This window comes from Actinosynnema sp. NPDC059797, from assembly GCF_042732085.1.
Classification (GTDB): domain Bacteria; phylum Actinomycetota; class Actinomycetes; order Mycobacteriales; family Pseudonocardiaceae; genus Actinosynnema.
In genome coordinates, this window is record NZ_JBHWIE010000110.1 from 1 (window position 1) to 22,425 (window position 22,425).

Annotated in this window: 20 protein-coding genes; 11 read left to right on the forward strand and 9 right to left on the reverse strand. The window is 74.0% G+C overall.

The window, feature by feature from the left end; all coding sequences use genetic code 11:
* Window positions 1-81: 81 nt before the first annotated feature.
* The 5 genes from ACFV4N_RS23150 to ACFV4N_RS23170 are packed head-to-tail and all read right to left on the reverse strand — an operon-like array spanning window position 82 to window position 4,805.
* On the reverse strand, window positions 82-1,047 hold the full coding sequence (locus tag ACFV4N_RS23150) for an ABC transporter substrate-binding protein (RefSeq protein WP_499674660.1): 966 nt from the start codon (window positions 1,045-1,047) through the stop codon (window positions 82-84).
* A 13-nt stretch (window positions 1,048-1,060) separates the two neighbouring features.
* Window positions 1,061-2,038, reverse strand: a complete 978-nt coding sequence (locus tag ACFV4N_RS23155) for an ABC transporter permease (protein ID WP_499674661.1) — start codon at window positions 2,036-2,038, stop codon at window positions 1,061-1,063.
* Window positions 2,035-2,796 carry an ATP-binding cassette domain-containing protein gene (locus tag ACFV4N_RS23160; RefSeq protein WP_499674662.1) on the reverse strand — a complete coding sequence of 254 codons (762 nt, stop codon included), beginning with the start codon at window positions 2,794-2,796 and terminating at the stop codon, window positions 2,035-2,037. The genes ACFV4N_RS23155 and ACFV4N_RS23160 overlap by 4 nt, the downstream gene beginning before the upstream one ends.
* 4 nt (window positions 2,797-2,800) lie before the next feature.
* A complete protein-coding gene (locus tag ACFV4N_RS23165) occupies window positions 2,801-3,811 on the reverse strand; it encodes a class I mannose-6-phosphate isomerase (protein ID WP_499674663.1) in 1,011 nt (336 codons plus the stop codon).
* Between the two features lie 7 nt (window positions 3,812-3,818).
* A complete protein-coding gene (locus tag ACFV4N_RS23170) occupies window positions 3,819-4,805 on the reverse strand; it encodes a LacI family DNA-binding transcriptional regulator (protein ID WP_499674679.1) in 987 nt (328 codons plus the stop codon).
* Between the two features lie 216 nt (window positions 4,806-5,021).
* Here ACFV4N_RS23170 and ACFV4N_RS23175 point away from each other — a divergent pair, with 216 nt between their 5' ends.
* From ACFV4N_RS23175 to ACFV4N_RS23205, 7 genes are all read left to right on the forward strand, one after another.
* Entirely contained in the window at window positions 5,022-8,261 is a 3,240-nt protein-coding gene (locus ACFV4N_RS23175) for a GH92 family glycosyl hydrolase (protein ID WP_499674664.1), read from the forward strand.
* Window position 8,262: 1 nt separating this feature from the next.
* The gene (locus ACFV4N_RS23180) at window positions 8,263-10,482 is read left to right on the forward strand and encodes a GH92 family glycosyl hydrolase (RefSeq protein ID WP_499674665.1); all 2,220 of its coding nucleotides are present in this window, start codon (window positions 8,263-8,265) and stop codon (window positions 10,480-10,482) included.
* Between the two features lie 124 nt (window positions 10,483-10,606).
* Window positions 10,607-11,095: a hypothetical protein gene (locus ACFV4N_RS23185; RefSeq protein ID WP_499674666.1), complete on the forward strand. Its 489-nt coding sequence runs from the start codon at window positions 10,607-10,609 to the stop codon at window positions 11,093-11,095.
* A complete protein-coding gene (locus tag ACFV4N_RS23190; protein WP_499674667.1) occupies window positions 11,092-11,448 on the forward strand; it encodes a hypothetical protein in 357 nt (118 codons plus the stop codon). Before ACFV4N_RS23185 ends, ACFV4N_RS23190 begins: the two co-directional genes overlap by 4 nt.
* Window positions 11,449-11,696: 248 nt before the next feature.
* Complete coding sequence (locus ACFV4N_RS23195; RefSeq protein WP_499674668.1) at window positions 11,697-12,611, forward strand: ABC transporter ATP-binding protein; 915 nt, start codon at window positions 11,697-11,699, stop codon at window positions 12,609-12,611.
* On the forward strand, window positions 12,608-13,651 hold the full coding sequence (locus tag ACFV4N_RS23200; protein WP_499674669.1) for an ABC transporter permease: 1,044 nt from the start codon (window positions 12,608-12,610) through the stop codon (window positions 13,649-13,651). Before ACFV4N_RS23195 ends, ACFV4N_RS23200 begins: the two co-directional genes overlap by 4 nt.
* A 61-nt stretch (window positions 13,652-13,712) precedes the next feature.
* The gene (locus tag ACFV4N_RS23205) at window positions 13,713-14,027 is read left to right on the forward strand and encodes a DUF3817 domain-containing protein (protein WP_499674670.1); all 315 of its coding nucleotides are present in this window, start codon (window positions 13,713-13,715) and stop codon (window positions 14,025-14,027) included.
* A 65-nt stretch (window positions 14,028-14,092) separates the two neighbouring features.
* Here the strand turns inward: ACFV4N_RS23205 and ACFV4N_RS23210 are convergent, their stop codons facing one another.
* Together ACFV4N_RS23210 and ACFV4N_RS23215 are read right to left on the reverse strand one after the other, a co-directional pair.
* The gene (locus ACFV4N_RS23210) at window positions 14,093-15,124 is read right to left on the reverse strand and encodes a phosphotransferase (protein WP_499674671.1); all 1,032 of its coding nucleotides are present in this window, start codon (window positions 15,122-15,124) and stop codon (window positions 14,093-14,095) included.
* 139 nt (window positions 15,125-15,263) lie between these two features.
* Entirely contained in the window at window positions 15,264-15,767 is a 504-nt protein-coding gene (locus tag ACFV4N_RS23215; protein ID WP_499674672.1) for a MarR family winged helix-turn-helix transcriptional regulator, read from the reverse strand.
* 44 nt (window positions 15,768-15,811) lie between these two features.
* Here ACFV4N_RS23215 and ACFV4N_RS23220 point away from each other — a divergent pair, with 44 nt between their 5' ends.
* The 4 genes from ACFV4N_RS23220 to ACFV4N_RS23235 all read left to right on the forward strand — a co-directional run bounded on the left by ACFV4N_RS23220 (window position 15,812) and on the right by ACFV4N_RS23235 (window position 19,404).
* Window positions 15,812-16,117, forward strand: a complete 306-nt coding sequence (locus ACFV4N_RS23220; protein WP_499674673.1) for an MTH1187 family thiamine-binding protein — start codon at window positions 15,812-15,814, stop codon at window positions 16,115-16,117.
* A 34-nt stretch (window positions 16,118-16,151) separates the two neighbouring features.
* A complete protein-coding gene (locus tag ACFV4N_RS23225) occupies window positions 16,152-17,012 on the forward strand; it encodes an SCO6745 family protein (RefSeq protein ID WP_499674674.1) in 861 nt (286 codons plus the stop codon).
* 41 nt (window positions 17,013-17,053) lie between these two features.
* Window positions 17,054-18,025, forward strand: coding sequence for a co-chaperone YbbN (locus ACFV4N_RS23230; protein ID WP_499674675.1), 972 nt, complete (start codon window positions 17,054-17,056; stop codon window positions 18,023-18,025).
* Window positions 18,026-18,231: 206 nt separating this feature from the next.
* Window positions 18,232-19,404 carry a hypothetical protein gene (locus tag ACFV4N_RS23235; RefSeq protein WP_499674676.1) on the forward strand — a complete coding sequence of 391 codons (1,173 nt, stop codon included), beginning with the start codon at window positions 18,232-18,234 and terminating at the stop codon, window positions 19,402-19,404.
* 42 nt (window positions 19,405-19,446) lie between these two features.
* Here ACFV4N_RS23235 and ACFV4N_RS23240 read toward each other — a convergent pair whose 3' ends face one another.
* Together ACFV4N_RS23240 and ACFV4N_RS23245 are read right to left on the reverse strand one after the other, a co-directional pair.
* A complete protein-coding gene (locus ACFV4N_RS23240; protein ID WP_499674677.1) occupies window positions 19,447-20,880 on the reverse strand; it encodes a neutral zinc metallopeptidase in 1,434 nt (477 codons plus the stop codon).
* A gap of 30 nt (window positions 20,881-20,910) precedes the next feature.
* Complete coding sequence (locus tag ACFV4N_RS23245; protein ID WP_499674678.1) at window positions 20,911-22,287, reverse strand: neutral zinc metallopeptidase; 1,377 nt, start codon at window positions 22,285-22,287, stop codon at window positions 20,911-20,913.
* Window positions 22,288-22,425: the final 138 nt, after the last annotated feature.

Consider the following 22,425-nt stretch of genomic DNA (forward strand, 5'->3'; position numbering starts at 1 on the left):
CCACCTGGTTTTCTATTACCTCTGTGCTGCCAAAAACTTACGTGGGCCGCGCGGGGGGCCCCCCCCCCGGCCGCGCCCGCGTCAGCAGCTCTGCTTGTAGAAGTACTGCGACTTGGCCTCCATGTCGTCCTTCGTCAACGCCACCAGGTCCGTCTCCACCTCCCGCCGCACCTCGCGCCCCTCCAGCGCCGCCACCGCCTGCTCCACGCCCACGCGCCCGATGGTCGCCGGGTCCTGCGCGATCAGCGCCTGCACCGCCCCGGCCCGCAGGTCCGCCACCTGCTTGGGCGAGGCGTCGAACCCGACCAGGTTCACCGCGCCCGTCCTCCCCGCGTTGCGCAGACCGGTCGCCGCGCCCTCGCCGGTGTTCAGGTTGGTCGCGAACACGCCGATCAGGTCGGGGTTCGCGGCCAGCGTCGCGGTCACCTTGGACGCCGCCTGGTCGGGCTCGTTGTCGGTGTACTGCTGCCCCACGTAGCGCAGGTTGGGGTGCTTCCGGACCTCCTCCTCGAACCCGGCCGCCCGCGCGTCGGTGGTGGAGGTGCCCGCCTTGGTGTTGAGCACCAGCACGGACCCGGTCCGGTCGCCGACCAGGCGGGCCAGGGTCTCGGCGGCCAGCCGCCCGCCCTGCTCGTTGTCCGACGAGACCGTGGACGCCGCGATCGAGGTGTCCTCCAGCCTCGTGTCGACCTCGACGACCTCGATGCCCGCGTCCGCGAGCTGCCGGATCGGCCCGGCCATGGCCTTGTCGTCGGTCGGCGCGATGAGCACCGCGCCCGGTTTGTTCGCCAGCACGCCCGTCACGATGGGCGTCTGGAGCGTCGACTCGAACTTCGCGGGCGCCTGCACGTCGACCGAGTACCCGGCCGCCGTCGCCGCCTCGCGGAAGCCGCACTCCATGGAGATGTAGAACGGCTCGGCGGCCACCCCCGGGATGAGCACCACCCGCCTGGCGTCCCCGTCGCCGCCGGTGTCGCCTATCTGCCCGCCGCCGCAGGCCGTGAGCAGCACCGCCGCCGAGACCAGAGCAACCGTCTTCGCTGACATGTCCTCCCCTTCCCTAGCGCCTGTTCCTCGCCTTCCGCCTCGACTGGTCGAACCACACGGCCGCCACCAGGACCAGCGCCACCGCGATCGGCTGCCAGTACACGTTCACGCCGACGATCACGAACCCCTTGCGCAGCACCGCCGGGATGAACACGCCGAGCACCGTGCCCACCACCGAACCGGTGCCGCCGAACAGGCTCGTGCCGCCCAGCACCACGGCGGCGATCGCGTTGAGGTTGTCCGTGTCGTGCCCGGTGATCGAGGCGACCCGGAAGTAGGCCAGCGCCATGAACCCCGCCAACCCGGCCAGCACGCCCGCCAGCAGGTAGACCTGCACCAGCCGCCTGGTCACCGGGATGCGCGCCCGCCGGGCGGCCTCCTCGTTGGAGCCGATCGCGTACGTGTGCCGCCCGAACACCGTGCCGCCCAGCACCAGCGCGCCCACCGCGGTCACCGCGGCGGCCACCAGGACCAGGTTGGGCACGCCGAACCAGGTCCCGGTGCCCAGGCCGTTGCCCAGCACCGTCGGCACGCCGCTGACGTTGGAGCCGTTGGACAGCAGCTGCCCGGCCCCCAGCGCCGCGCCGAACGACCCGAGCGTCACGATCAGCGGCGGCAGGCCGGCGCGCGCCACCAGCAGCCCGTTCAGCAGGCCCCACGCCGCGCCCGACCCGAGGGCGACCGCCAGGCCGACGGCCACCGTGCCCCAGCCCGCCTCGGTCGCGTCGCCGCCGTTGAGGGCGTTCATGACCATCGCCGAGGTGACGCCGGAGAACACCAGCACCGACCCCACCGACAGGTCGATCCCGGAGGTGACGATCACGTAGGTCATGCCGACCGCGAGCACCAGCAGCACGGACGTCTCGACCAGCGTCGTCTGGAGGGTGAACACCGTCAGCACGGCGTCCGGCCGCAGCGCGCCGAACACCGCGACCAGCACCACCAGCACCAGGCCGGTCCACAGCGCGTTCACCGCGAGCAGCCGCTTCACGGCTCCTCCTGGGTGAGCGCGCCGGTCATCGCGCCGACCAGCTCCTCGACCGTGGTGGACGCCGCCTCGAACCGCGCCACCCGGCGGCCGAGCCGCAGCACCTCCACCCGGTCCGCCACGGCCAGCACCTCGGGCATGTTGTGGCTGATCAGCACCACGGCCACGCCCCGGTCGCGGACCCGCCGGACGACGTCGAGCACGCGTTCCCGCTGCACCACGCCCAGCGCCGCGGTCGGCTCGTCCATGAACACCAGCCGGCTCGCCCACACCACCGACCGCGCCACCGCCACGCTCTGCCGCTGGCCGCCCGACAGCGCCCCGATCGGCACGTCCGCGCTGGGCAGCACCACGCCGAGCCCCTCGAACTCGGCCGCCGCCCGCCGCCGCATCCCCCGCCGGTCCAGCACGCCCAGCCTGCCGAGCAGCCCGCCCCGCCGCAGCTCGCGCCCCAGGAACAGGTTGGCCGCCGGGTCCAGGTCGGGCGCCACCGCCAGGTCCTGGTAGACGGTCTCGACGCCCAGCGCGCGGGCGGCCAGGGGCGAGTCGAGGGAGACCGGCGAGCCGTCGAACAGGACCTCGCCGGCGTCCGGCCGCTCGACGCCGGACAGGCACTTCACCAGGGTCGACTTGCCGGCCCCGTTGTCGCCGATGAGCGCGACGACCTCGCCGGCGTGCGCGGTGAACGACGCACCGCGCAACGCCTCCACACTCCCGTACCGCTTCACCAACTCCCGTGCTTGTAAGAGCGGCATCGCCATGTCATCAGCTCCTCGGGTTCGACACCTCCGGCGGCCTGCACCGGATCGCGACCACGTCGCCGGTCACCACGACCTCGCCCGCCGCGTGCGGCACGACGACGGTGCTGCCCCGGCGCAGCGCGACGGGACCGACCGTGCCGGCGCCCTCCAGCACCACCAGCACGGAGAACGAGGGCTCCAGCGCCGCCGAGCCCGACACGTGCAGCCGGTCGGCGCGGAAGAACGGGGCGGCCGCCGGCACCAGCAGGTCCACCGACGCGCCGGTCAGCGCGCGGGTGCGGCGCACCAGGTCGTCGGCGGACTGGGCGCGGCGCTCCACGCAGGCCAGCGCCTTGTCGTAGCCGAGGCCGAGGTGCCCGGCCTCGGGGCCGTCCAGGAACCCCCGCCACTCCAGCGTGATCGAGAAGTCCGTCGGCTGCTGGAGCTCGACGATGAACACGCCCTCGCCGATCGCGTGCGGCACGCCCGCGGGCACGAACACCGCGTCGCCGGGGGAGACCCGGATCGGGTTGAGCGCGCCCAGCATCGCCGCCGAGTCCTGGCCCGCCACCCAGCCCGCGACCACGGCCGGGGGCACGTCCTCGCGGAAACCCAGGTACACCACGGGATCCGGGCCGGTCGTGCCGATCACCACCCAGGCCTCGGTCTTGCCGTGCCGGCAGCCGAAGTGCTCGGCGGCGAAGGCGTTGGACGGGTGGCAGTGCACGGGCAGCCGCTGGCCCGCGTCGAGCAGCTTCACCAGCAGCGCGGTGTCCGCGCCGAACTCCGCCACGTGCTCCTCGCCCAGCCACGCCACGGGGTCGGCGGCCACCGCGTCGCGCAGCAGGCGGCCGTCGGGCAGCCGGGACAGCCCGGCCTCGTCCTTGCCGAACTGGGTGGTGGTCGACGCGACCCAGTCCTCGGGCCCGGCGTCCGCGACGTCCGCGTCCCGCAGCGCCGCGATCGCCGCGCCGCCGCGGTAGAACTGGCGCGGCTGGTTGGCGGGCAGCGCGACGGGCAGGTTGTCGGAACTCATTCGGAACTCATGGTGCGGGCACCTCTCCTGATCCACGGGCGACCAACCGGACCGGCAGCACGACGCGGCGCGGTGGTGAGCCGTCGCCGTCCAGCCGGGCGAAGAGCAGGTCCGCCGCCGCCTTGCCGAGCGCGCTCGCGTCGTGCGCGATCACGGTCACCGGGGGTGACAGCAGGTCGGCCAGCTCGAAGTCGTCGAAGCCGACCAGGGCGGGTCTCGACGGCGCGCCGGCCAGCGCGCGCAGGGCGTGCACGGTGATCCGGTTGTTGCCGGTCACCACCGCGGTCGGCGGGTCGGCCAGGTCCCGCAGGCCGGCCAGCGCCGCGCGCACCGACGCCTCGTCGTGCGGGCCCATGACGACCAGCGACTCGTGGTAGCCGATGCCCGACCGCGCGCACCCCTCGCGGTAGCCGCGCAGGCGCTCGTTGGCGGTGAAGATGTCCGGCGAGTCGCCGAGGAACGCGATCCGCCGGTGCCCGGACGAGGCCAGGTGCGCCACCGCCTCGACCGTGCCGCCGACGTTGTCCACCAGCACGGTGTCCACCACCACGTCGCCCGCCGGCCGGTCCAGGAACACCACCGGCGTCCCGGCGCGCATCTCCGGCACCAGGTACCCGTGCTGGAGGCCGGCGGGCACCACCAGCAGCCCGTCCACCCGGCGCGAGCAGAACTCCAGCGCCAGCTCGCGCTCGCGCGCCGGGTCCTCGTCCGACGAGCCGGTGATGACCTGCCTGCCGCGCAGCCGCGCGATCTCCTCGACCGCGCGCGTCACGCCCGAGTAGAACGGGTTGCCCACGTCCTCCAGCACGAGGCCGATGGTGCCGGTGGACGAGCCGCGCCGCAGGTTGCGGGCGCTGAGGTTGCGCCGGAAGCCGAGCTGGTCGATCGCCGCCAGCACCCGCTCGGCCGTCGCCGGGTGGACGCCCGCCTCGTCGTTCACCACGCGGGAGACGGTCTTGATGCTCACGCCGGCCAGCCGCGCCACGTCGTTCATCGTGGCGCGCCGGACCTTGCGCGTGCCTGCCGCACCGCTCGCGGACAACGTTGTCATAGTGCGCGAATCACACACCCCGTGTTCACGGATGTCAACGCCCGGCCTTGTCTCGAACCGGACAACAGTCGGCCACGGGGTTGACGCCGCCCCGGCACTCTCCGCGAGTATGCGATTACGCGTAGTTCGTGGACAGCGTTGTCAACGAGGAGGCGGCTCGTGCGGACAGCCCTGGCACTGCTGACGACGGTGGTGGCGTTATCCGGCCTGGCGGTCGCACCGCCCACGACGGCGCGAGCCGAGCCCGAGGACCTCGCCCGCTGGGTGAACCCGTTCGTCGGCACCCGGCCCGGTGGCGACGACCACGGCACCGGCGGCGGCGCGGGCAACACCTTCCCGGGCGCCGACGTGCCGTTCGGCATGGTGCAGTGGAGCCCGGACACCGTCACCCACCAGCACGGCGGCTACTCCTACGACGACGACCGGATCAAGGGCTTCAGCCTGACGCACCTGTCCGGCGCGGGGTGCTCGACGTACCAGGACGTCCCGGTCATGCCGTTCGTCGGCGAGGTCACCACGTCGCCCGCCACCGACCCGTCCCGCTACGCCTCGACCTTCTCCCACGACGCCGAGCGGGCGAGCCCCGGCCACTACGGGGTCGCGCTGGACAACGGCGCGGAGGTCGAGCTGACCGCCACGCGGCGCACCGGCGTCGGCCGGTTCGCCTGGCCGGGCGGCGCGACGTCCACGCTGCTGGTCAACACCTCCGGCTCGATCTCGGGCACCGACGACGCCGAGATCACCATCGGCTCGGACAGCATCAGCGGCTGGGCGACCAGCGGCCGGTTCTGCGGCGCCGACCACCGCTACCGGATCCACTTCCACGCCGTGTTCGACCAGCCGTTCGCCTCGGTCGGCACCTGGAAGAACGGCGCGGTCACGCCCGGCCGGTCGACCGAGCGCGGCGGTTCGGGCCTGCGCGACGGGGTCGGGGACGGCCTCGGCGACGCCCCGAAAACGCTTGCGTCCCAGCACCGGCCCCGGGAGGTCGCCGGTCTCGACACCGCGGTCTCCGGCCCCGGTTCGGGCGGGTGGGTGACGTTCGACGACCCGGACGTGACCATGCGCGTCGGGGTGTCGTTCGTGTCGGTCGAGGGCGCGCGGGCGAACCTGCGCGCGGAGAGCGGCGACCGCTCGTTCGACGAGGTGCGCGACGCCGCCCGGCGGGCCTGGAACGACCGGCTCGGCCGGATCAGGGTCACCGGCGGCACCGACGCCCGGCGCACCACCTTCTACACCGCGCTGTACCACTCGCTGCTCCAGCCCAACGTCTTCTCCGACGCCGACGGCCGCTACCCGGGCTTCGACGGCCGCGTGCACACCGCCGAACCCGGCCACGCGGTCTACACGAACTTCTCCGGCTGGGACGTCTACCGCAGCGAGATGCAGCTGCTGTCGCTCCTCGCGCCCGCCGAGGCATCGGACATGGTCCGCTCGATGGCTTCGTTCGCCGAGCAGGGCGGCGCGTGGGACCGCTGGACGGTGGCCAACGGCTACACCGGCGTCATGGTCGGCGACCCCTACCACGTGATGGTGTCCACCGCGTACGCGTTCGGCGCCAGGGACTTCGACGCCGCCAAGGCGCTGCTGCTGATGCTGCGCGGCGCCACGCAGCCGACCCAGGGCCACGTGGAGCGCCCCGGGCTCGCCGAGTACCTGGACCTCGGCTACGTGCCCGTGGGCGCGCCGGACGTGTGGGGTCCGCCCGCGACCACCCTGGAGTACACCACCGCGGACTTCGCCATCGCCGAGCTGGCCCGCCGGCTGGGCGACGGCGCCACCTGGCGGACGTTCATGCGGCGCGCCCAGCACTGGCAGAACTTGTTCAACCCGGCCACCGGGCACACCCAGCCGCGCGACCGCGAGGGCTCGTTCGTGGAGCCGTTCTCTCCGGCGAGCCCGGACCACTGGGTCGAGGGCAACGCCGCCCAGTACACGTGGATGGTCCCGTACAACGCGCGCGGCCTGTTCACCGCCATGGGCGGGGACGCGGCGGTCCGCGAGCGCCTGGACCGCTTCTTCACCGAGCTGAACGCCGGGCCGGAGGAGCCGCACGCGTTCCTGGGCAACGAGCCCACCATGCACACGCCGTGGCTCTACAACTGGGCGGGCGCGCCCGCGAAGGCCCAGGAGGTGGTCCGGCGCGCGCTCGACGAGCTGTTCGGCCCCGGACCCGACGGCCTGTCGGGCAACGACGACCTCGGCCAGATGTCCTCCTGGTACGTGTGGGCGGCGCTGGGCCTGTACCCGGCGATCCCGGGCCGGGCCGAGCTGGTGGTGAACAGCCCCCTGTTCGAGGAGGCCGTGATCACCCGGCCCGGCGCCGGCCCGATCACCATCCGGGCGACCGGCGAGGGCCGCTACGTCTCCGGCCTCACCCTCGACGGCCGCCCGCAGGGCCGCACCTGGCTGCCCGAGTCGGTGGTCGCGCGCGGCGGCGAGGTCGGGTTCTCGCTCTCCGCCACGCCGACCGGCTGGGGCACGGGCCCGGCCGACGCGCCGCCGTCGTTCCGGGAGGGCGAGGCGCCGCGCCTGGCGTTCGTCGAACCCGGCCGGCCGGTCGTCCCGGCGGGCGGCGCCGGGACGCTGACCGTCGGCGCGCAGGACCTCTCCGGGCGGGCCGCCGCGGTGTCGTGGACCGCCCGGCCGCCCGCCGGGATCACCCTGACCCCGGCGTCCGGGCAGGTCGAGGTGCCTGCCGGGGGCCGCGGCTCGGAGCCGGTGGCGCTCGCCGTGGCGCCCGGCACCGCCGAGCGGACCCACCGGGTCCCGATCGAGTTCTCCGACGGCCGACGCGCCACCGCCACCGTGCTGGTGGCGGAGCCGGGCAGCCTGCGCGCGGCGTTCGACAACACCGGCACGTCACCGGACGACGACCAGGCGGCAGGCAACTTCGACGGCGCCGGGTGGAGCTACTCGCGCGACGCCCTCGCCGATGCCGGGCTCGCGCCCGGCGCCACCGTCACCTCCGACGGCCTCTCCTACACGTGGCCGACGTCCCCGGTGGGCGAGGCGGACAACGTCGTCGCCTCCGGCGAGGTCGTGTCGGTCGACGCGCCCGGCGCGACCCGGCTCGGCCTGCTGGGCAGCGCGGCGAACGGCGAGGCGTCCGGCACGCTCACCGTCACCTACGACGACGGGACCACCCGGAGCGCGGCGGTCGGGTTCTCCGATTGGGCCTTGGGCGGGGCGGCGAACCTGCCGCCGTCGTTCGACAATCGGATCGTGGCCACCACCCCGTACCGCAACAGCACCGGCGGCGAGTCCCAGTCGATGGACGTGCACGTGTTCGCCACCGCGCCGATAGCGCTGGACCCCGGCAGGCGGGTGCGGTCGGTGACGCTGCCCGCCACGGTCACCGGCGGGACCCTCCACGTGTTCGCCCTGGCGGTGGGCTGACGTGGACCCCGTGGAGCACGTCAACACGTTCATCGGCACGCAGGACGACGGGAACACGTTCCCGGGCGCGTCGATGCCGTTCGGCCTGGCGCACTCCAGCCCGATCGGCTCGCACTACGCGGGCTACCGCTACGACGACCCGGTGATCCGCGGGTTCGGGCACTTCTTCCTGTCCGGCGCGGGCTGCGGCGAGCAGGGCGGCCTGGTGTCGGTCCTGCCCACCGGGGGCGTGCCGGCCTCCTTCGACCACCGCCGCTACGGCGTGGCCTACTCGCACGACGGCGAGGTCGGGAAACCCGGCTACTACCGGGTGACGCTCAGGTCGGGCATCACCGTCGAGTGCACCGCGACCACGCGCGTGGGCGTGGAGCGCTTCACCTTCCCGGCGGGCACGACGCCGCACGTGCTGGTGAACGTGGGCCAGGCCAACGACCGGGAACCGGTGTTCGCCAGCAGCGTCCGGGTGGTGGACGACCGGACGCTGGCCGGGACCGTGGTCGCGCAGGCGTTCTGCGGCGGCGGGCCCTACCCGACCTGGTTCACCACGACGTTCGACCGGCCGTTCCGCGCGACCGGCAACTGGGGCGGCGCCGAGGGCGGCGCGGGCCTGCGCGGGCAGTGGGTGCGCTTCGACGACGGCCCGGTGACCGCCGCGACGGCGCTGTCCCACGTGGACGCCGAGGGCGCGGTCAAGAACCTGGGGGAGGCGCGCGGCAGGTCGTTCGACGAGCTGCGCGCGGCGGCCCGGGACACCTGGCGGCGCGAGCTGGGCCGCGTCGAGGTGGACGCGGCCTCCGCCGAGGACCTCGCGGTGTTCTACACGGCGCTGTACCACGTGCTGCTGCAACCGCTGACCGGCAACGACGTGGACGGCCGGTACCGGGGTTTCGACGACCGGGTGCACCACGCGGACGGCTGGACCTACCACGAGTTCTTCTCGCTCTGGGACACCTACCGCTCCCACAACCAGCTGCTGGCCCTGCTGCTGCCGGAGCGGGCGCGGGACGTCGCGCGGTCGGTGCTGGCGATCGAGGAGCAGGGCGGCTGGCTGCCCCGCTGGGCGTACGCCAACCAGGAGACCAACACCATGACGGGCGACCCGGTGACCCCGTTCCTGGTGGACCTGTGGCGGTTCGGCGCGCTGGAGGGCCTGGAGGAGCGGGCGTACCGGGCGCTGTGGCGCAACGCCACCGGGGTGCCGCCCGCGTCGTCGCAGTTCGAGGGCCGCGCGGGCAACCCGGGCTACCTCGCGTCGGGCTTCGTGCCGTACGACCGGGACTTCCCCAAGAAGCGCCAGGACGTCGACCCGCACCACGGCGCGTCGGCGACCCTGGAGTACGCGCTGGCGGACACCTCGCTGTCGATCATGGCGGCGGCGCTGGGCCACGACGAGGACGCCGCGGCGCTCCGGCGGCGGGGCCTCAACCACCGCACCCTGTGGGACCCGTCGATCGCCGACCGGGGCTTCACCGGCTTCCCGCGCCCCCGGCTCCGCGACGGCTCGTGGCTGGCCCCGTTCAGCGCCCGCGGCCCGGACGGCTTCCACGAGGGCACCGCCTGGCAGTACCAGTGGCTGGCGCAGCAGGACGTGGCGTGGCTGGTCGAGCGGCTGGGCGGGCGCGACGCGGCGCTGGCCCGGCTGGACGACTTCTTCGCCTACGGGGACCTGGTCGCCGACCCGGCGCGCACGGCGCGCGAGAAGTGGGTCGTCGGCCCGTACGACTACTACGACGAGTTCCGCTACAACCCCAACAACGAACCGGACCTGCACGCGCCGTGGATGTACGCCCTCGTCGGAGCGCCCTGGAAGACCTCGGCGGTGGTGCGGGCGGCGCAGACGCTGTTCGTCGACGCGCCCAACGGCGTGACCGGGAACGACGACCTGGGCACCATGTCGGCCTGGTACGTGTTCAGCGCGTTGGGGCTGTACCCGGTGGTGCCGGGTACGGGGCAGTTCGTGCTCAACGCGCCCCGGTTCGGGCGGGCGGTGGTGCACCTGGAGGACGGGCGTGACCTCGTCGTGGCGGCTTCGGGCGCCGACGCGTCGCGGTTGCGGTACACGCGGTCGTTGCGGGTGGGCGGCGTGGAGCGCGACCGGGTGTGGGTGGAGCTGGAGGAACTGCGCGGCGGGGTGGCGGTGGAGCACGAGTTGACCGGCAACGCGGGGGAGGCCGCGTGGGGGACCGGGCCGGGGGCGGCGCCGCCGTCGCCGTTGGGGTGACTCCATCGGCGGTCCTCGTCATCGGGGGACTGCCGCGACCTGCCGGTCAGAGCTACGACGACCACCTGTCACCCACAGGCGTGACCACCTGGCACCAGTTTGAGTTTTAAGGTAGTTTGCAACTATGTCCACGGCTGCTTCGGAGATCAACTTCAGCGATCTGTCGAACAAACCGGCCGACTCCGTCCGCAAGCTCCAGGGGTCACCGAGTCGAACGCTGCTCGTGCGCCGCCGCGGTGACGAGGAGGACCTGGTGCTCACCACGGCCGGCCGGGCGCAGGAGGTCTGCGAGGTCGTCTCGACCACCACGGCCCTCTTCGTGGCGCTGATGCAGCACAGCGAGGGCGTCCGGGAGCTGGTGACCGACGTGATGCCCGCGGCCTTCCCGTGGGTGCGGTTCCTGCCGCGCGAGGACATGCAGGCATTCGTCGTCGAACTCGTCGACACCCTGGAAGCCGCCGGCTCGCTGGGCACCCCGGCCCCCGTCACGCAACTCATCAGCCAGTGGCGGCACACCGCCGAGGTCCACGCCGATCCGCGACTCCTCGGGATCCTCCGCCAAGGCGGCGAAGACCTCGGTGACGTCCCCGCGCCGGGGGCAGCCACCGCGTGAGCCCGAAGAAAGGCGACCCGGTCGCCCCGCCGACCACCGGTGGCGAGTGGCGCGTCCGCTACTGCACCACCGAGGCGATCAAGGGGTGGCAGGACCTCGAAACCCGGGCCTCGGGCAACCTGCGCCAGGCATGGGAGACCATGCGCAACGATCCAGGTCCGGGTGCCGGCAAGCCGACCGACCGCCACCACCAGCTCAAGGGCAGCCTGGCGCACGGCACGTACAACGGGAAGACCTTGCCCCGTTGGCAGATCGAGGTCACCGACGGCGACCGCATCTGGTACCTGCTGGACACGGACAAGCGCACCGTGTGGGTGCAGTACGCCGGGGCCCACCCCGAGGTCACCGAGTAGACCGCCGAACGCGGCCACCTCGTTCACGCGGTTGGGCGTTCGCCGGGTGAGCGGAACTCCGTCCCGGGACGGGCGGGACCCGGTGGCGCCGGGGGCGGACCCCCGCTGCTCCACCCGGCCCAACGTGAGCACCCCTCGTCACCGCCGCGGCGCGCAGAGCGACGGCCGGGTGCGACGAAGGTCGCGATCCCCTGCCACTTAGGTCGATCGGCCCTCGCGCGCCCCACCCCGCAACTACCTTCCAGCCCATGACAGGGGCACGCATCCCGGCAGTCGTGGTGTCGGACATCCGCAAGAGCTACGGGGACCTGAAGGCGGTCGACGGCGTTTCGTTCACCGTCGCGGAGGGTGAGTTCTTCGGCATCCTCGGGCCGAACGGCGCGGGCAAGACCACGACGCTCGAAATCGTCGAAGGGCTGCGCCGCGCGGACTCCGGCCGGGTCACGCTGCTCGGCGAGGACCCGTGGCCGCGCAACACCAAGCTGCTGCCCCGCATCGGCGTGCAGCTCCAGGCGTCCAGCTTCTTCGAGAAGCTGACCGCCCGCGAGCAGCTCCAGACGTTCGGCTCCCTGTACGGCGTGTCCTCCCGCAGGGCCGACGAGATGCTGGAGCTGGTCGGCCTCGCCGACAAGGCCGACGTGCGGGAGAACCACCTCTCCGGCGGCCAGCGCCAGCGCCTGTCGATCGCCTGCGCCCTCGTGCACGACCCCGACGTGGTGTTCCTCGACGAGCCGACCGCCGCCCTGGACCCGCAGGCCCGCCGCAACCTGTGGGACGTGCTGCGCGCGATCCAGGGCCGCGGCAAGACGATCGTCTACACGACGCACTACCTCGACGAGGCCGAGATCCTGTGCGACCGGGTGGCCATCATGGACCGCGGTCGCGTGCTGGCCATGGACGCGCCGGCCACCCTGGTCCGCGGCCTCGACGCGCCGACCCACGTGGTGCTCCAGAAGGGCGTGCTGACCGAGGCGGACGCCCGCGCGATCAGCGGCGTGGAGCAGGCGCACGAGGACGAGGTGTCGCTGACCATCTCCACCCGCAGGCCCGCGCCGGTCCTGTCGGCGCTCGCCGAGCGCGGCACGCTCGACGGGCTCCAGGTCCGCACCGCCACGTTGGAGGACGTGTTCCTCAACCTGACCGGACGGGAGTACCGCGCGTGACCGCCTTCAAGAGCCTCGCGTCGGCCATGGCCAAGGGCTTCCTGCGGGACCGGATGTCCCTGTTCTTCGTGTTCCTGTTCCCGCTGCTGTTCCTGGTCGTGTTCGGCCTGCTGCTGGGCGACTCCGGCGACGACAGGACCAAGGTCGGCGCGGTCGGCGACGGCCCGGTGCTCACCGCGCTGGAGCAGACCGGCGCGCTGGAGCTGGAGCGCTACGACAGCGCCGACGCCGCCCGGCAGGCGGTCGACGAGGGGGACCTGCCCGCCGCGGTCGTCGTGGACGGCAACCGGGTGGACCTGGCGTTCGCGGCCAGCGACCAGGTCGCCGCGGGCACCGTCGTCGGCATCGTGTCCGGCGTGGTGGACAAGCTCAACCTGGGCGCGGCGAACGTGGCGCCGACGTTCACCCTGGAGGCCGAGCCGGTCGAGGACGCCTCGCTCAAACCCATCCAGTACCTGACGCCCGGCATCCTGTCGTGGGCGGTGTCGTTCTCCGGCGTGTTCGGCTCGGCGCTCACCCTGGTGTCGTGGCGCAAGAAGCAGGTGCTGCGCCGCATCCGGCTCGCCCCGGTCGGCACGACCACCGTGCTCACCTCGCGCATCCTCGTCTCCATCGGCACGGCGCTCGCCCAGGGCGTGGTGTTCGTGGCGGTCGCGATGCTGCCGCTGTTCGGCCTGCGGCTCACCGGCCACTGGTACCTGGCCCTGCCGCTGCTCGTCCTGGGCACCACGGCGTTCTTCGCGGTCGGCATGCTGGTCGGCGCGTTCTGCAAGACCGAGGAGTCGGCGTCCGGCGCGGCGAACCTGATCATCATGCCCATGGCGTTCCTGTCCGGCACGTTCTTCCCGGTGGAGAACGCGCCCGGCTGGCTCCAGTCGGTGTCGTACGCGTTCCCGCTGCGGCACATGAACGACGGGATGCTCGACGTGCTGGTGCGCGGCAAGGGCGTCGAGGCGCTGCTCGTGCCGTCCGCCGTGCTGCTCGGTTTCACGCTGGTGGTCGGGTTCATCGCGGCCAAGGTGTTCCGCTGGGAGGACTGAAACCGGCGAACCGGACACCCCGGGGGGCTGGTGAGCGCGGTCACCGACCACAATGGTCGTCATGCTCTCCAGCCCCGTTGGCCGGTTCCGCCTCCTGGCCCTGGCCGAGGCCGTGTCCTGGGCCGGCCTGTTGCTCGGCATGTTCTTCAAGTACGTGGTGGTCGAGAACGAGATCGGCGTCAAGATCTTCGGTCCGGTCCACGGCGCGATCTTCGTCGCCTACCTGCTGGTGACGCTGATGCTGGCGCAGCGGTGGGACCGCAAGACCCTCGTCTGGGCGCTGGTCGCGGCCGTCCCGCCGTTCGGCACGGTCGTGTTCGAGCGCTGGGCCGCGCGGACCGGCCGACTGGACGAGGCCCGGACCGCCGGGGACTGAGCGGCGGGGGACCGGAGCGGCGGGGGACCCGTCGGCCGGGAACCGGAGCGGCCGGGGACCGGGACTCAGACCGCCAGGGACCGGGCGCGTTCCCGCTCCGCCTCGGGGTCGCCCTCGTGGTACACGCGCTCGCTGGGCTCGATGTTGTCCAGGAACTCCTGGTAGGCCAGCGCGCCGACGAGGTGCGCCGCCGGCCTGGCGTGCCGCAGGGCTTCGGCCGGGTCGCTGTCGGGCCGGTGCTCCAGCCACGCCTGGACCCAGGCCCGCTCGATCCCGGCCCGCAACCCGGGCGCCGCGAACCCGACCAGGCGGGCGGCGTCCAGCGCCGGGTGGCCCCAGTGCGCGTCGCCCCAGTCGAGCACCACGCCGCCGGAGCGCCAGTTGCCGGGGTGGAAGTCGCCGTGCAGCAGGGTCGCCGGCAGGCCGAAGTCGGGCACCTGGACGTCGCGCACCCGCAGCCGGGGCTCGCCGGCCAGCGCCGCCTGCACGGCCACCCAGCGGGGCACGACCCGGTCGACCACGTCTCGTGAGGGCTGCCAGCAGTCGTGACCGGGCGCCTCGGCCAGCAGGACCCGGCCGGGTTCGGCGGCGAGCAGCACCGGCGCGAGCGCCGGGTCGACCGACGCCACCAGCCGGATCACCTCGCCCTCGTCGGCCAGGAACGGCGGCGTGGCCTTCGCCCACACGACGCCCCGGTCCGTCGGCAACCGGTACAAGCAGGACAGGTTCCACGTCTTGACCTGCACGGGCCTGCCGGTCGGCCGCACGTGCCGGGCCGCCCACGCGACCAGTTCCGCGGGCCCGCCCGGCTTCGCCCACGGCAGCCTCAGCGGGTGGTCGGGGAACTCTAGTTCCGCGCTCCGGTCCAGCCCGGCGGGCTCCCGGTCGGCCTCCACCTGGTAGGTGACCACGCCGCCGCGCGTGGCGGACCCGGTCGTGGCGACCAGGCGCAGCACGGCGGTGGTGACGCCCAGCGCGCGGTCCAGGTGCGCGGTCACCGGCTCCACGTGGTTCCACCACGGGCTGTCGACCGCGAACGGCTCCGCCTCGCCCACGTACCGCCCGCCGACCGTGATCAACGCCCTGATCTCGCGCACCCGTTCAGGGTGACCGGTCGGGCGCGCGGCCGTCCACGGGATTTCGGCCTGCCGAAGTCCGGTCCGGCGGGGTCCCGCAACCCCGAAGCCGCAGGTCGGAGACCCCTCGGACTCCCGAAGGCGAGGGGTCGTCGCGTCCTCAGTCCTCGAAGTCGCCGACCGCTCGGCGGACCCTGGCCAGCAGTTCGGTGAGCTGCTCGGTCTGCCGGTCGGTCAGCCCGCGCAGCCCGAACTCCGCCGCCGTCACCGCCTCGGTCGCGGCCTCGCGGCGGGCGTGCCCGGCCTCGGTGATCTCGACCAGCGTGGTGCGGCGGTCGGTGGGGTGCGGCGTGCGGCGGACCAGGCCGTCGGCCTCCAGCCGGTCCACGATGTTGGTGACGCTCGTGGGGTGCAGCTGGAGGCGTTCGCCCATGACGCGCATCGGCAGGCTGCCCGCGCGGGAGAAGGTCAGCAGCACCAGCGCCTCGAACCGCGCGAAGGTGAGGCCGTGCGGTTTGAGGGCGGTGTCCACGGCGGACTGGATGATCTGCTGTACTCGCATGACGCTCGTGACCGCGGCCATCGCCGTGGACGGTCCGATCCGCTTCTCCCACAGCTCAGCGGCGCGCGCGATGGGGTCGAACGGCAGCGGCTGGGACGTCATGCGCCGAAGCTACCAGTGGGTACCCGATTCGCAGGAGGCAACCAGTGCTCGTCGCGTTCAGTGTCAGCCCGCTCGGCGGGGAGTCCGACGGCGTGGCGGCGGCGGTCGCCGAGGCGGTGCGCGTGGTCCGCGAGTCGGGCCTGCCCAACGAGACCAATGCCATGTTCACCCTGGTGGAGGGTGAGTGGGACGAGGTGATGGACGTGGTGAAGAGGGCCACCGAGGCCGTCCAGGCCACCGCGCCGCGGGTCAGCCTGGTCCTCAAGGCCGACATCCGCCCCGGTCACACGGGTCAGCTGCGGTCCAAGGTGGAGCGGGTCGAGCAATACCTCGCGTCCGGCGAGAAGTAGGACTTCCTACTAAGTTGGCGCTAGGTTGACGACCATGACGACGACGCCCCGGGACCTCTGGCTGCGCTTCGAGACCTACCACGACGTCATCTACTTCACACCCGAGTCGCGCGCGGCGGCCGACGCGCTCGGGTGCAAGGGCGGCTGGATGGGTTACTTCGGCCTGCGCGCCGCCCCGCTGGGCGCCGCGTCGCCCGAGGTGGTCACCGCCGCGTTCTTCAGCTTCGCCCCGCGCCGGGTGGCCCGCGCGCTGCCCGACGCGTGGGAGGTGGCGCCGCCGGAGCGGTTCCTGGCGGCGCGGCTGGAGGGCGTGGACGGCGCGCTGCGGCGGATGCTGGAGGACCCCGGCGACCCGGACCTGGCCGAGGCCGCCGCGCTGGCGGTCGAGGCGGCCGCCGCCACGCCGGCCGAGGGCCGGGTCCTCGGCGCGGCCAACCGGGCGCTGCCCGTGCCCGACGAGCCGCACCTGGCGCTGTGGCAGGCGTGCACGACGCTGCGCGAGTCGCGCGGCGACGGGCACGTGGCGGCGCTGGTGGCCGCCGACCTGACCGCGTGCGAGGCGCTGGCCCTGTTCGGCGCGGACCGCGACCTCGCCCCGTCCTACCTGCGCGAGGCCCGCGGCTGGCTGGAAGAGGAGTGGGACGCCGCGGTGGACTCGCTGCGCTCGCGGGGCCTGCTGGCCGAGGGCCTGACCCCGGCGGGCCGGGCGCTGCGGGAGGAGGTCGAGCGCCGCACCGACGAGGCGGCGGCCTCGCCGTGGCGGGCGCTGGGCGAGGAGCGCACGGCCCGGTTCGCCCGGCTGATGACCCCGGTCGCCCGCCGCCTGGGCCGGCTCAACGACGCCATGCGGACCAACCCGATGGCCATCGACCCGGTCCGGCAACTCGCCGACTGACCCGGCGCGGGGCACCGGTGATCTCGTGCCAGGATGGAAGCGTGACGAGGCCAGACCCCCGCAAGACCGCCGCACTGTCCGCCGCGCTGTCCGGGGCGGTCGACTTGGGCGCGTTGAAGGCCCGAGCCGACGCCCAGAGGCAGCGCGCCGCCGTACCGACCCCGCCGACCGCGCCCGGGACGCCGGACCAGGGCGGCCCGAGCCCGTGGATCCTCGACGTCACCGAGGCGACGTTCCAGTCCGCGGTCGAGCGCTCCCTGGAAGTGCCCGTGGTCGTCGAGCTGAACGCGTCGTGGAGCCAGGAGGGCGCGAGGCTGTCGCCCGTCCTGGAGCGCGCGGCGCGGGCGGGCGGCGGCACGTGGCTGTTGGCGCGCGTCGACCTCGACGAAAGCCCGCGGATCGGCCAGCTGTTCGGCGTGCAGTCCGTGCCCACGGTCGTCGCGGTCGCCGGCGGCCAGCCGATCGACGCCTTCGCCGGCCCGCTGCCGGACGCCGAGTTCGCCCAGTGGGTCAACCGCCTGCTGGACGCCCTGCGCGACCGGCTGCCCGGCATCAGGGCGGCGGAGGCCAACCGGACCGACGCGGAGCCCGTGCCCGAGCCCGAGGACCCGCGCTTCACCGCCGCCGAGGAGGCCTTCGAGCAGGGCGACTTCGCCGCCGCCGAGGCCGCCTACGAGGCCATCCTCGCGGCCGAGCCCGGCAACGCCGAGGCCAAGGCGGCCCTGGCGCAGGTCAGGTTCACCGCGCGGGCCGAGGCGCTGGACCAGGACGCGGTGGCGCGGGCCGACGCGAACCCGGACGACGTGGACGCGCAGCTGGCCGCCGCCGACCTGGAGGTGGCCTCCAACGAGGTCGAGCAGGCTTTCAAGCGCCTGGTCGACACCGTGCGCCGGGTGTTCGGCGACGACCGCGACCGGGTGCGCGAGCACCTGGTGGGGCTGTTCGAGCTGTTCCCGGCGGACGACGAGCGCGTGGCCAAGGCCCGGCGGAACCTCGCCAGCGCCCTGTTCTGACACCGGACCCCGACACCGGTTCCTGACACCGGGCCCCGACACCGGCGAGCCCGGGACCGGGCGGGAACCCGACGCCGACCGGGACGCGGCGCCCCACCACCGGGGCGCCGCGCCCCGGGCGCCGATGTCGCCGGCGTGGGCTGCCGAGGTCGCTCGCCGACTGCCGGGGTGACCTGACCGCCGCCGGCGTCGCCTACAGTCCGGGCGTGGACCGCCTGCTCCGCCACGCCCTCGCCGGGCTCGCCGCGAACCCGGCCGCCCCGCCGGACGTCCTGCTGCGGCTCGCCGCCGCGACCGAGGTCGCCGGGGACCTGGCGCGCCGGCCGGACCTCCCGGACGCGGTGGTGAGGCGGCTGCTGCTCACCGACGCCCCGGCCTTCGAGGCGGCCAGGGGCCGGTCCGCCCTGTCGGTCGAGCTGTGGCGGGAGCTGTCGGCCGACCCGGACCCGCGCGTCCGGGAAGCCGCTGCGACCTACGCGCCGCCGCCCGCCGGAGCGCCCGCCACCCGCACCGCGCCGCCCACTCTCCCTTCGCCGCCCACTCTCGCGGCGCCCGCCACCCTTGCCGCGCCCGCCACCCCCGCCGCCCTGACGCCCGACGAACTCGCGGCCCGCCTGGCGGGCGACGAGGACCGGCGCGCGGCGGTGGCGGACCACCCGGCCCTGCCGCCCGCCGCGCGCGACGCGGTGGCCGCCGACCCGAGCCCGTGGGTCCGCTCACGCGCCCTGCTCCGCCAGGACCTGCCCGAGGACCGCCGCCGCGAGCTGCACGCGGCGCTCGTCGCGGAACAAGAGACCTCCGACGAGGCGTGGGGCGCCCTGGAGGCCTTGGCCCACGAGGTGGTCGACTGGGTCGTGACCCTCCCGCTCGCCGACCGCCTCCGACACCTCGGCTCGCCGATCCCGTGCTTCCGGCGGTCCGCCGCGCGGTCCGACCTGCCGCCGAAGGTGGTGGCGCGGCTGCACGACCACGAGGACGTCGAGGTGCGGCGCAGTGCCGCGCGGGACCCCGCCACGCCCGGGCACGTGCTCGAACGGCTCGTCACCGAGCACGGCGAGAACCCGAAGCGCCGGCCGGCCCACGTCGAGCACCCGAACTTCCCGCCGGGGGCGTTCGCCCGGCTGGCCGACGCGCCCGACCCGCACCGGCGCGTGCTCGCCCTGCGCGGACCCGACCTGCCCGCCGCCGTCGTCGCCCGGCTGGTCCGCGACCCCGAGGGGTTCGTGCGCCGGGCCGCCGCCCGGCACCCGAACCTGCCCGCGCCGCTGCTGGAGGACCTGCTGCTGGGCGACGAGCCCGGCGTGGTGGAGGCCGCCGCCGGGAACCCGGCGCTGCCCGCGGGGACGATGCGGGCACTGCTCGACCTGGCCGGGCGGTAACAACCAGCAGGTCACCAGGTCAAGCAGGCCCGGTAGAGCAGGTCAGCCCGAGTACTTCCGCGTGCACAGCCCTGAGCCGTCGAAGAAGCCGTCGCGGAACGCCTCCACCCGGGCGAACCCGGACGGCACCACGGTGCCGTTCACGTCCGCCGCGATCAGGCTCCCGTCCGCCAGCAGCTCCGCCACCGCCTCGTCCAGGTCGCCCGAGGACAGCTTCAGCCGGGCCGAGCCCTGCGTCGTGGTGCCCGCCCACGCCCCGGTCAGGCAGGCGGTGCGCAGGCCCGCCGCCGGGCCCTCCAGCGAGTAGCCGGTCGCCTGCTGGATCGACAGCGCGAACCGCGAGGCGATCTCCGCGAACGCCGCGAAGTCGCCGATCCCGCCCTTCTGGCCCCGCTTCGGCGGCGTGCCGATCCGCACCAGGTCGGGCAGGTCGATCGAGATCGCGTTGGTCGACGGGCAGTACGCCGCGGGCGAGGTCTCCTCCGCGTCCCGGCACTCGGCCCCGGACGTGGAGAACTCCGGCGGCACGGCGCCGGTCTGCTTGTATGCCTCCCGCAGCGACTCCTCCAGCGCCTCCAGCGCCTCGGGGTCGTCGACCTTCAGGTTGCCCTTGCCCTGCCCGGTGTCCCGGTCCTGCTGGGCGAACACCTGCTGGGTGATCCGCGACTCGATCTCGGCCTCGTCGATCGCCGCGCACCGCCGCGGGTCGCCGGCGAACCCGAACTGGAACGCCGCCACCCGGTCGAACGCGCTGCCGTGCGCGCCCTGCTTCTCCGCCGACGTGCCCGCCGCGTCCCGGATGAAGAACATCGTCGCCAGCACCTGGTTCAACCCGGGCCCGGTGGAGATCCGGAAGTGCTTCGACTTCCCCTCGGCCACCCACCGGAAGAAGTTGCCCGCGTAGCAGTCGGCCTGCTGCTCCTTGATGATCGTCGGCGTGGCCTGGGTGATGCCGCCCTTGTCGCCGAGCTTGTACTGGACCGCGTGCCCCATCTCGTGGGCCAGCACGGTCACCACCGACATCGGCCCGAACGCGTCGTCCAGCATCGGCAGCAGCTCGCCGCGGTCCCACGCGATCGAGTCGTCCAGCGAGCAGTAGAACGCGTTGGCCACGCCCGCCGTGTTCGTGCGGCAGATCTCCACGCCCCGGCCGTTCGAGTCGTACGACACCAGCCGCTTGACCGGCTCGAACGGCACGTCGAACCGGGCCGGCAGCTGCTCGGCCCAGTACTCCGACACGTCGGCCAGCGCGTTGCCGGCCAGCCGGTCCATCTCGCCGCCGTCGCCGTTCTCCACGCGGAGGTCGGCGTCGGGCACGCCCGGTTTCGCGCCGCTCTCCCCGGTGGTGATGTCGAGACCCGCCACCTTGGTGACGTCCGGCCGCTCCGGGCGGGCGTCGCCGCCCACCAGCTGGGTGCACCCGGTCAACGCGAGCACGGCGGCGAGCGCCGTGACCTGAACTGCCCGTCGAGCCATGCCAAGACCCTACTTGGCCGAGCGGGCGGATCAGGACAAACCGCAGGCTCCGGCGCCCTCCAGCACGCCGCCGCGGAACACCTCGACCCGCTTGAACCCGGGTTCCAGCGCCGACCGGCCCGCGGCGTCCCGCGCCGCGTAGTCGTGGGCGAGCAGCACCTGCACGGCCTCGTCCAGGTCACCGGGGGACAGGCCGAAGCCCTCCTGCCGGGTGAACACCTCCCGCGTGTACGCGCCGGCCAGGCACAACGCGCTGGTCGCCGCGCTGGCGCCCTCGACCTCGGCGCCGACCGCGTCCATCGCCGCCAGCGCGTACCGGCTGGCCAGCAGCACGCCCGTGGCGTAGTCGCCGATCTCCGCGTGCAGCTCGGGCAGGTCCTCCTCGACCTCGACCTCGACCGAGTCGTCGCCCGGGCAGAACGCCACCGGCCCCTGGTCGCCGGAGCAGTCCGGCTCCTGCTCGGTGGGCGTGGTCTTCGGGGCGGTCCACCGCTTGCCCGAGCCCTCGACCAGGCCCTTGTAGTAGAGGTCGAGGTCCTGGGTGACGGCCGTCAGGATCTCGTCGAACGGCAGGTTGCCGCCGCGGTCGCGGTCGTCGGCGTTGGTGAACGCCTGCTGGGTGAACACCCGGTTGTCCACCGTCATGCCCGCGCAGAACTTCGTGCCCTGCTGGTAGCCGTCCTGGAAGGCGGACACCCGGTCGAACGCGTTGCCGTGCGCGGACCGGTCGGTCTGCGAGGTGCCGACCGGGTCGCGGAACGTGACCAGCGCGCCCAGCGCCGAGTCCAGCACCTCCGAGCCGATGTCCAGGTGCTCGGACTTCCCGTCGTTCACCCACTTGATGAACGCGCCCGCGAAGCAGTCGGCCATCGCCTCGGTGAGGATCGTCGGGAACCGCCGCGGCTCGCGGCGCTCGGCCTCGGGCGTGATGCCCATCCGGTTCTGCACGGCGTGGCCCCACTCGTGGGCCAGCACGATCACCACGGCGGCGTCGCCGAACCGGTCCTGGAGCACCGGCAGCAGCGCCGCCCGGTCCCACGCGATGGCGTCGGCGCTGGGGCAGTAGAACGCGTTGCCCTCGACGTCGGCGGCCTTCTCCGTGCACGGCGGCGGCTTGGCCGACGGGTCGGCGGTGTCCACGGAGTAGATCCCGCCCTCCAGCTCCTGCCACGGCTCGCCGAACGCGTCCGGGAAGGCGTCCTCCCAGTAGGTGTTGATGTCGGTGATGGCGGTGGCCGCGAGCTGGTCGATCGGGCCGCCGTCGGTGCCGCGGATGAAACCGGGGTCGACCGTCCCCCTGGTGACGCCCTCGCCCGCCAAGGGCCTGCCCGGCACCACCTGGGCGCAGGAGGTCGTCGCGACCAGGACCGTGGTCAGCAGGGCCAACCGAGCCGATGCACGCAGCATCAGCCCATTGTGCCTGCCGCGAACCCCTGTGGGGTGATGTTCGGGCGGGACCGTGTGCGCCCCGGGGGGGGGACCGGGCCCAACCTGGAGTAAACGCCCCCGGTCCCGGGCGGCCCCCCGGCCGCCCGCGCGGGGTGG

Excerpts from the sequence above, each read along its gene's own strand:
- ACFV4N_RS23150 (WP_499674660.1), bottom strand. The coding sequence starts at position 1,047 with ATGTCAGCGAAGACGGTTGCTCTGGTCTCGGCGGCGGTGCTGCTCACG.
- ACFV4N_RS23160 (WP_499674662.1), bottom strand. The coding sequence starts at position 2,796 with ATGGCGATGCCGCTCTTACAAGCACGGGAGTTGGTGAAGCGGTACGGG.
- ACFV4N_RS23165 (WP_499674663.1), bottom strand. The coding sequence starts at position 3,811 with ATGAGTTCCGACAACCTGCCCGTCGCGCTGCCCGCCAACCAGCCGCGC.
- ACFV4N_RS23170 (WP_499674679.1), bottom strand. The coding sequence starts at position 4,805 with ATGAACGACGTGGCGCGGCTGGCCGGCGTGAGCATCAAGACCGTCTCC.
- ACFV4N_RS23185 (WP_499674666.1), top strand. The coding sequence starts at position 10,607 with ATGTCCACGGCTGCTTCGGAGATCAACTTCAGCGATCTGTCGAACAAA.
- ACFV4N_RS23195 (WP_499674668.1), top strand. The coding sequence starts at position 11,697 with ATGACAGGGGCACGCATCCCGGCAGTCGTGGTGTCGGACATCCGCAAG.
- ACFV4N_RS23205 (WP_499674670.1), top strand. The coding sequence starts at position 13,713 with ATGCTCTCCAGCCCCGTTGGCCGGTTCCGCCTCCTGGCCCTGGCCGAG.
- ACFV4N_RS23215 (WP_499674672.1), bottom strand. The coding sequence starts at position 15,767 with ATGACGTCCCAGCCGCTGCCGTTCGACCCCATCGCGCGCGCCGCTGAG.
- ACFV4N_RS23225 (WP_499674674.1), top strand. The coding sequence starts at position 16,152 with ATGACGACGACGCCCCGGGACCTCTGGCTGCGCTTCGAGACCTACCAC.
- ACFV4N_RS23240 (WP_499674677.1), bottom strand. The coding sequence starts at position 20,880 with ATGGCTCGACGGGCAGTTCAGGTCACGGCGCTCGCCGCCGTGCTCGCG.
- ACFV4N_RS23245 (WP_499674678.1), bottom strand. The coding sequence starts at position 22,287 with ATGCTGCGTGCATCGGCTCGGTTGGCCCTGCTGACCACGGTCCTGGTC.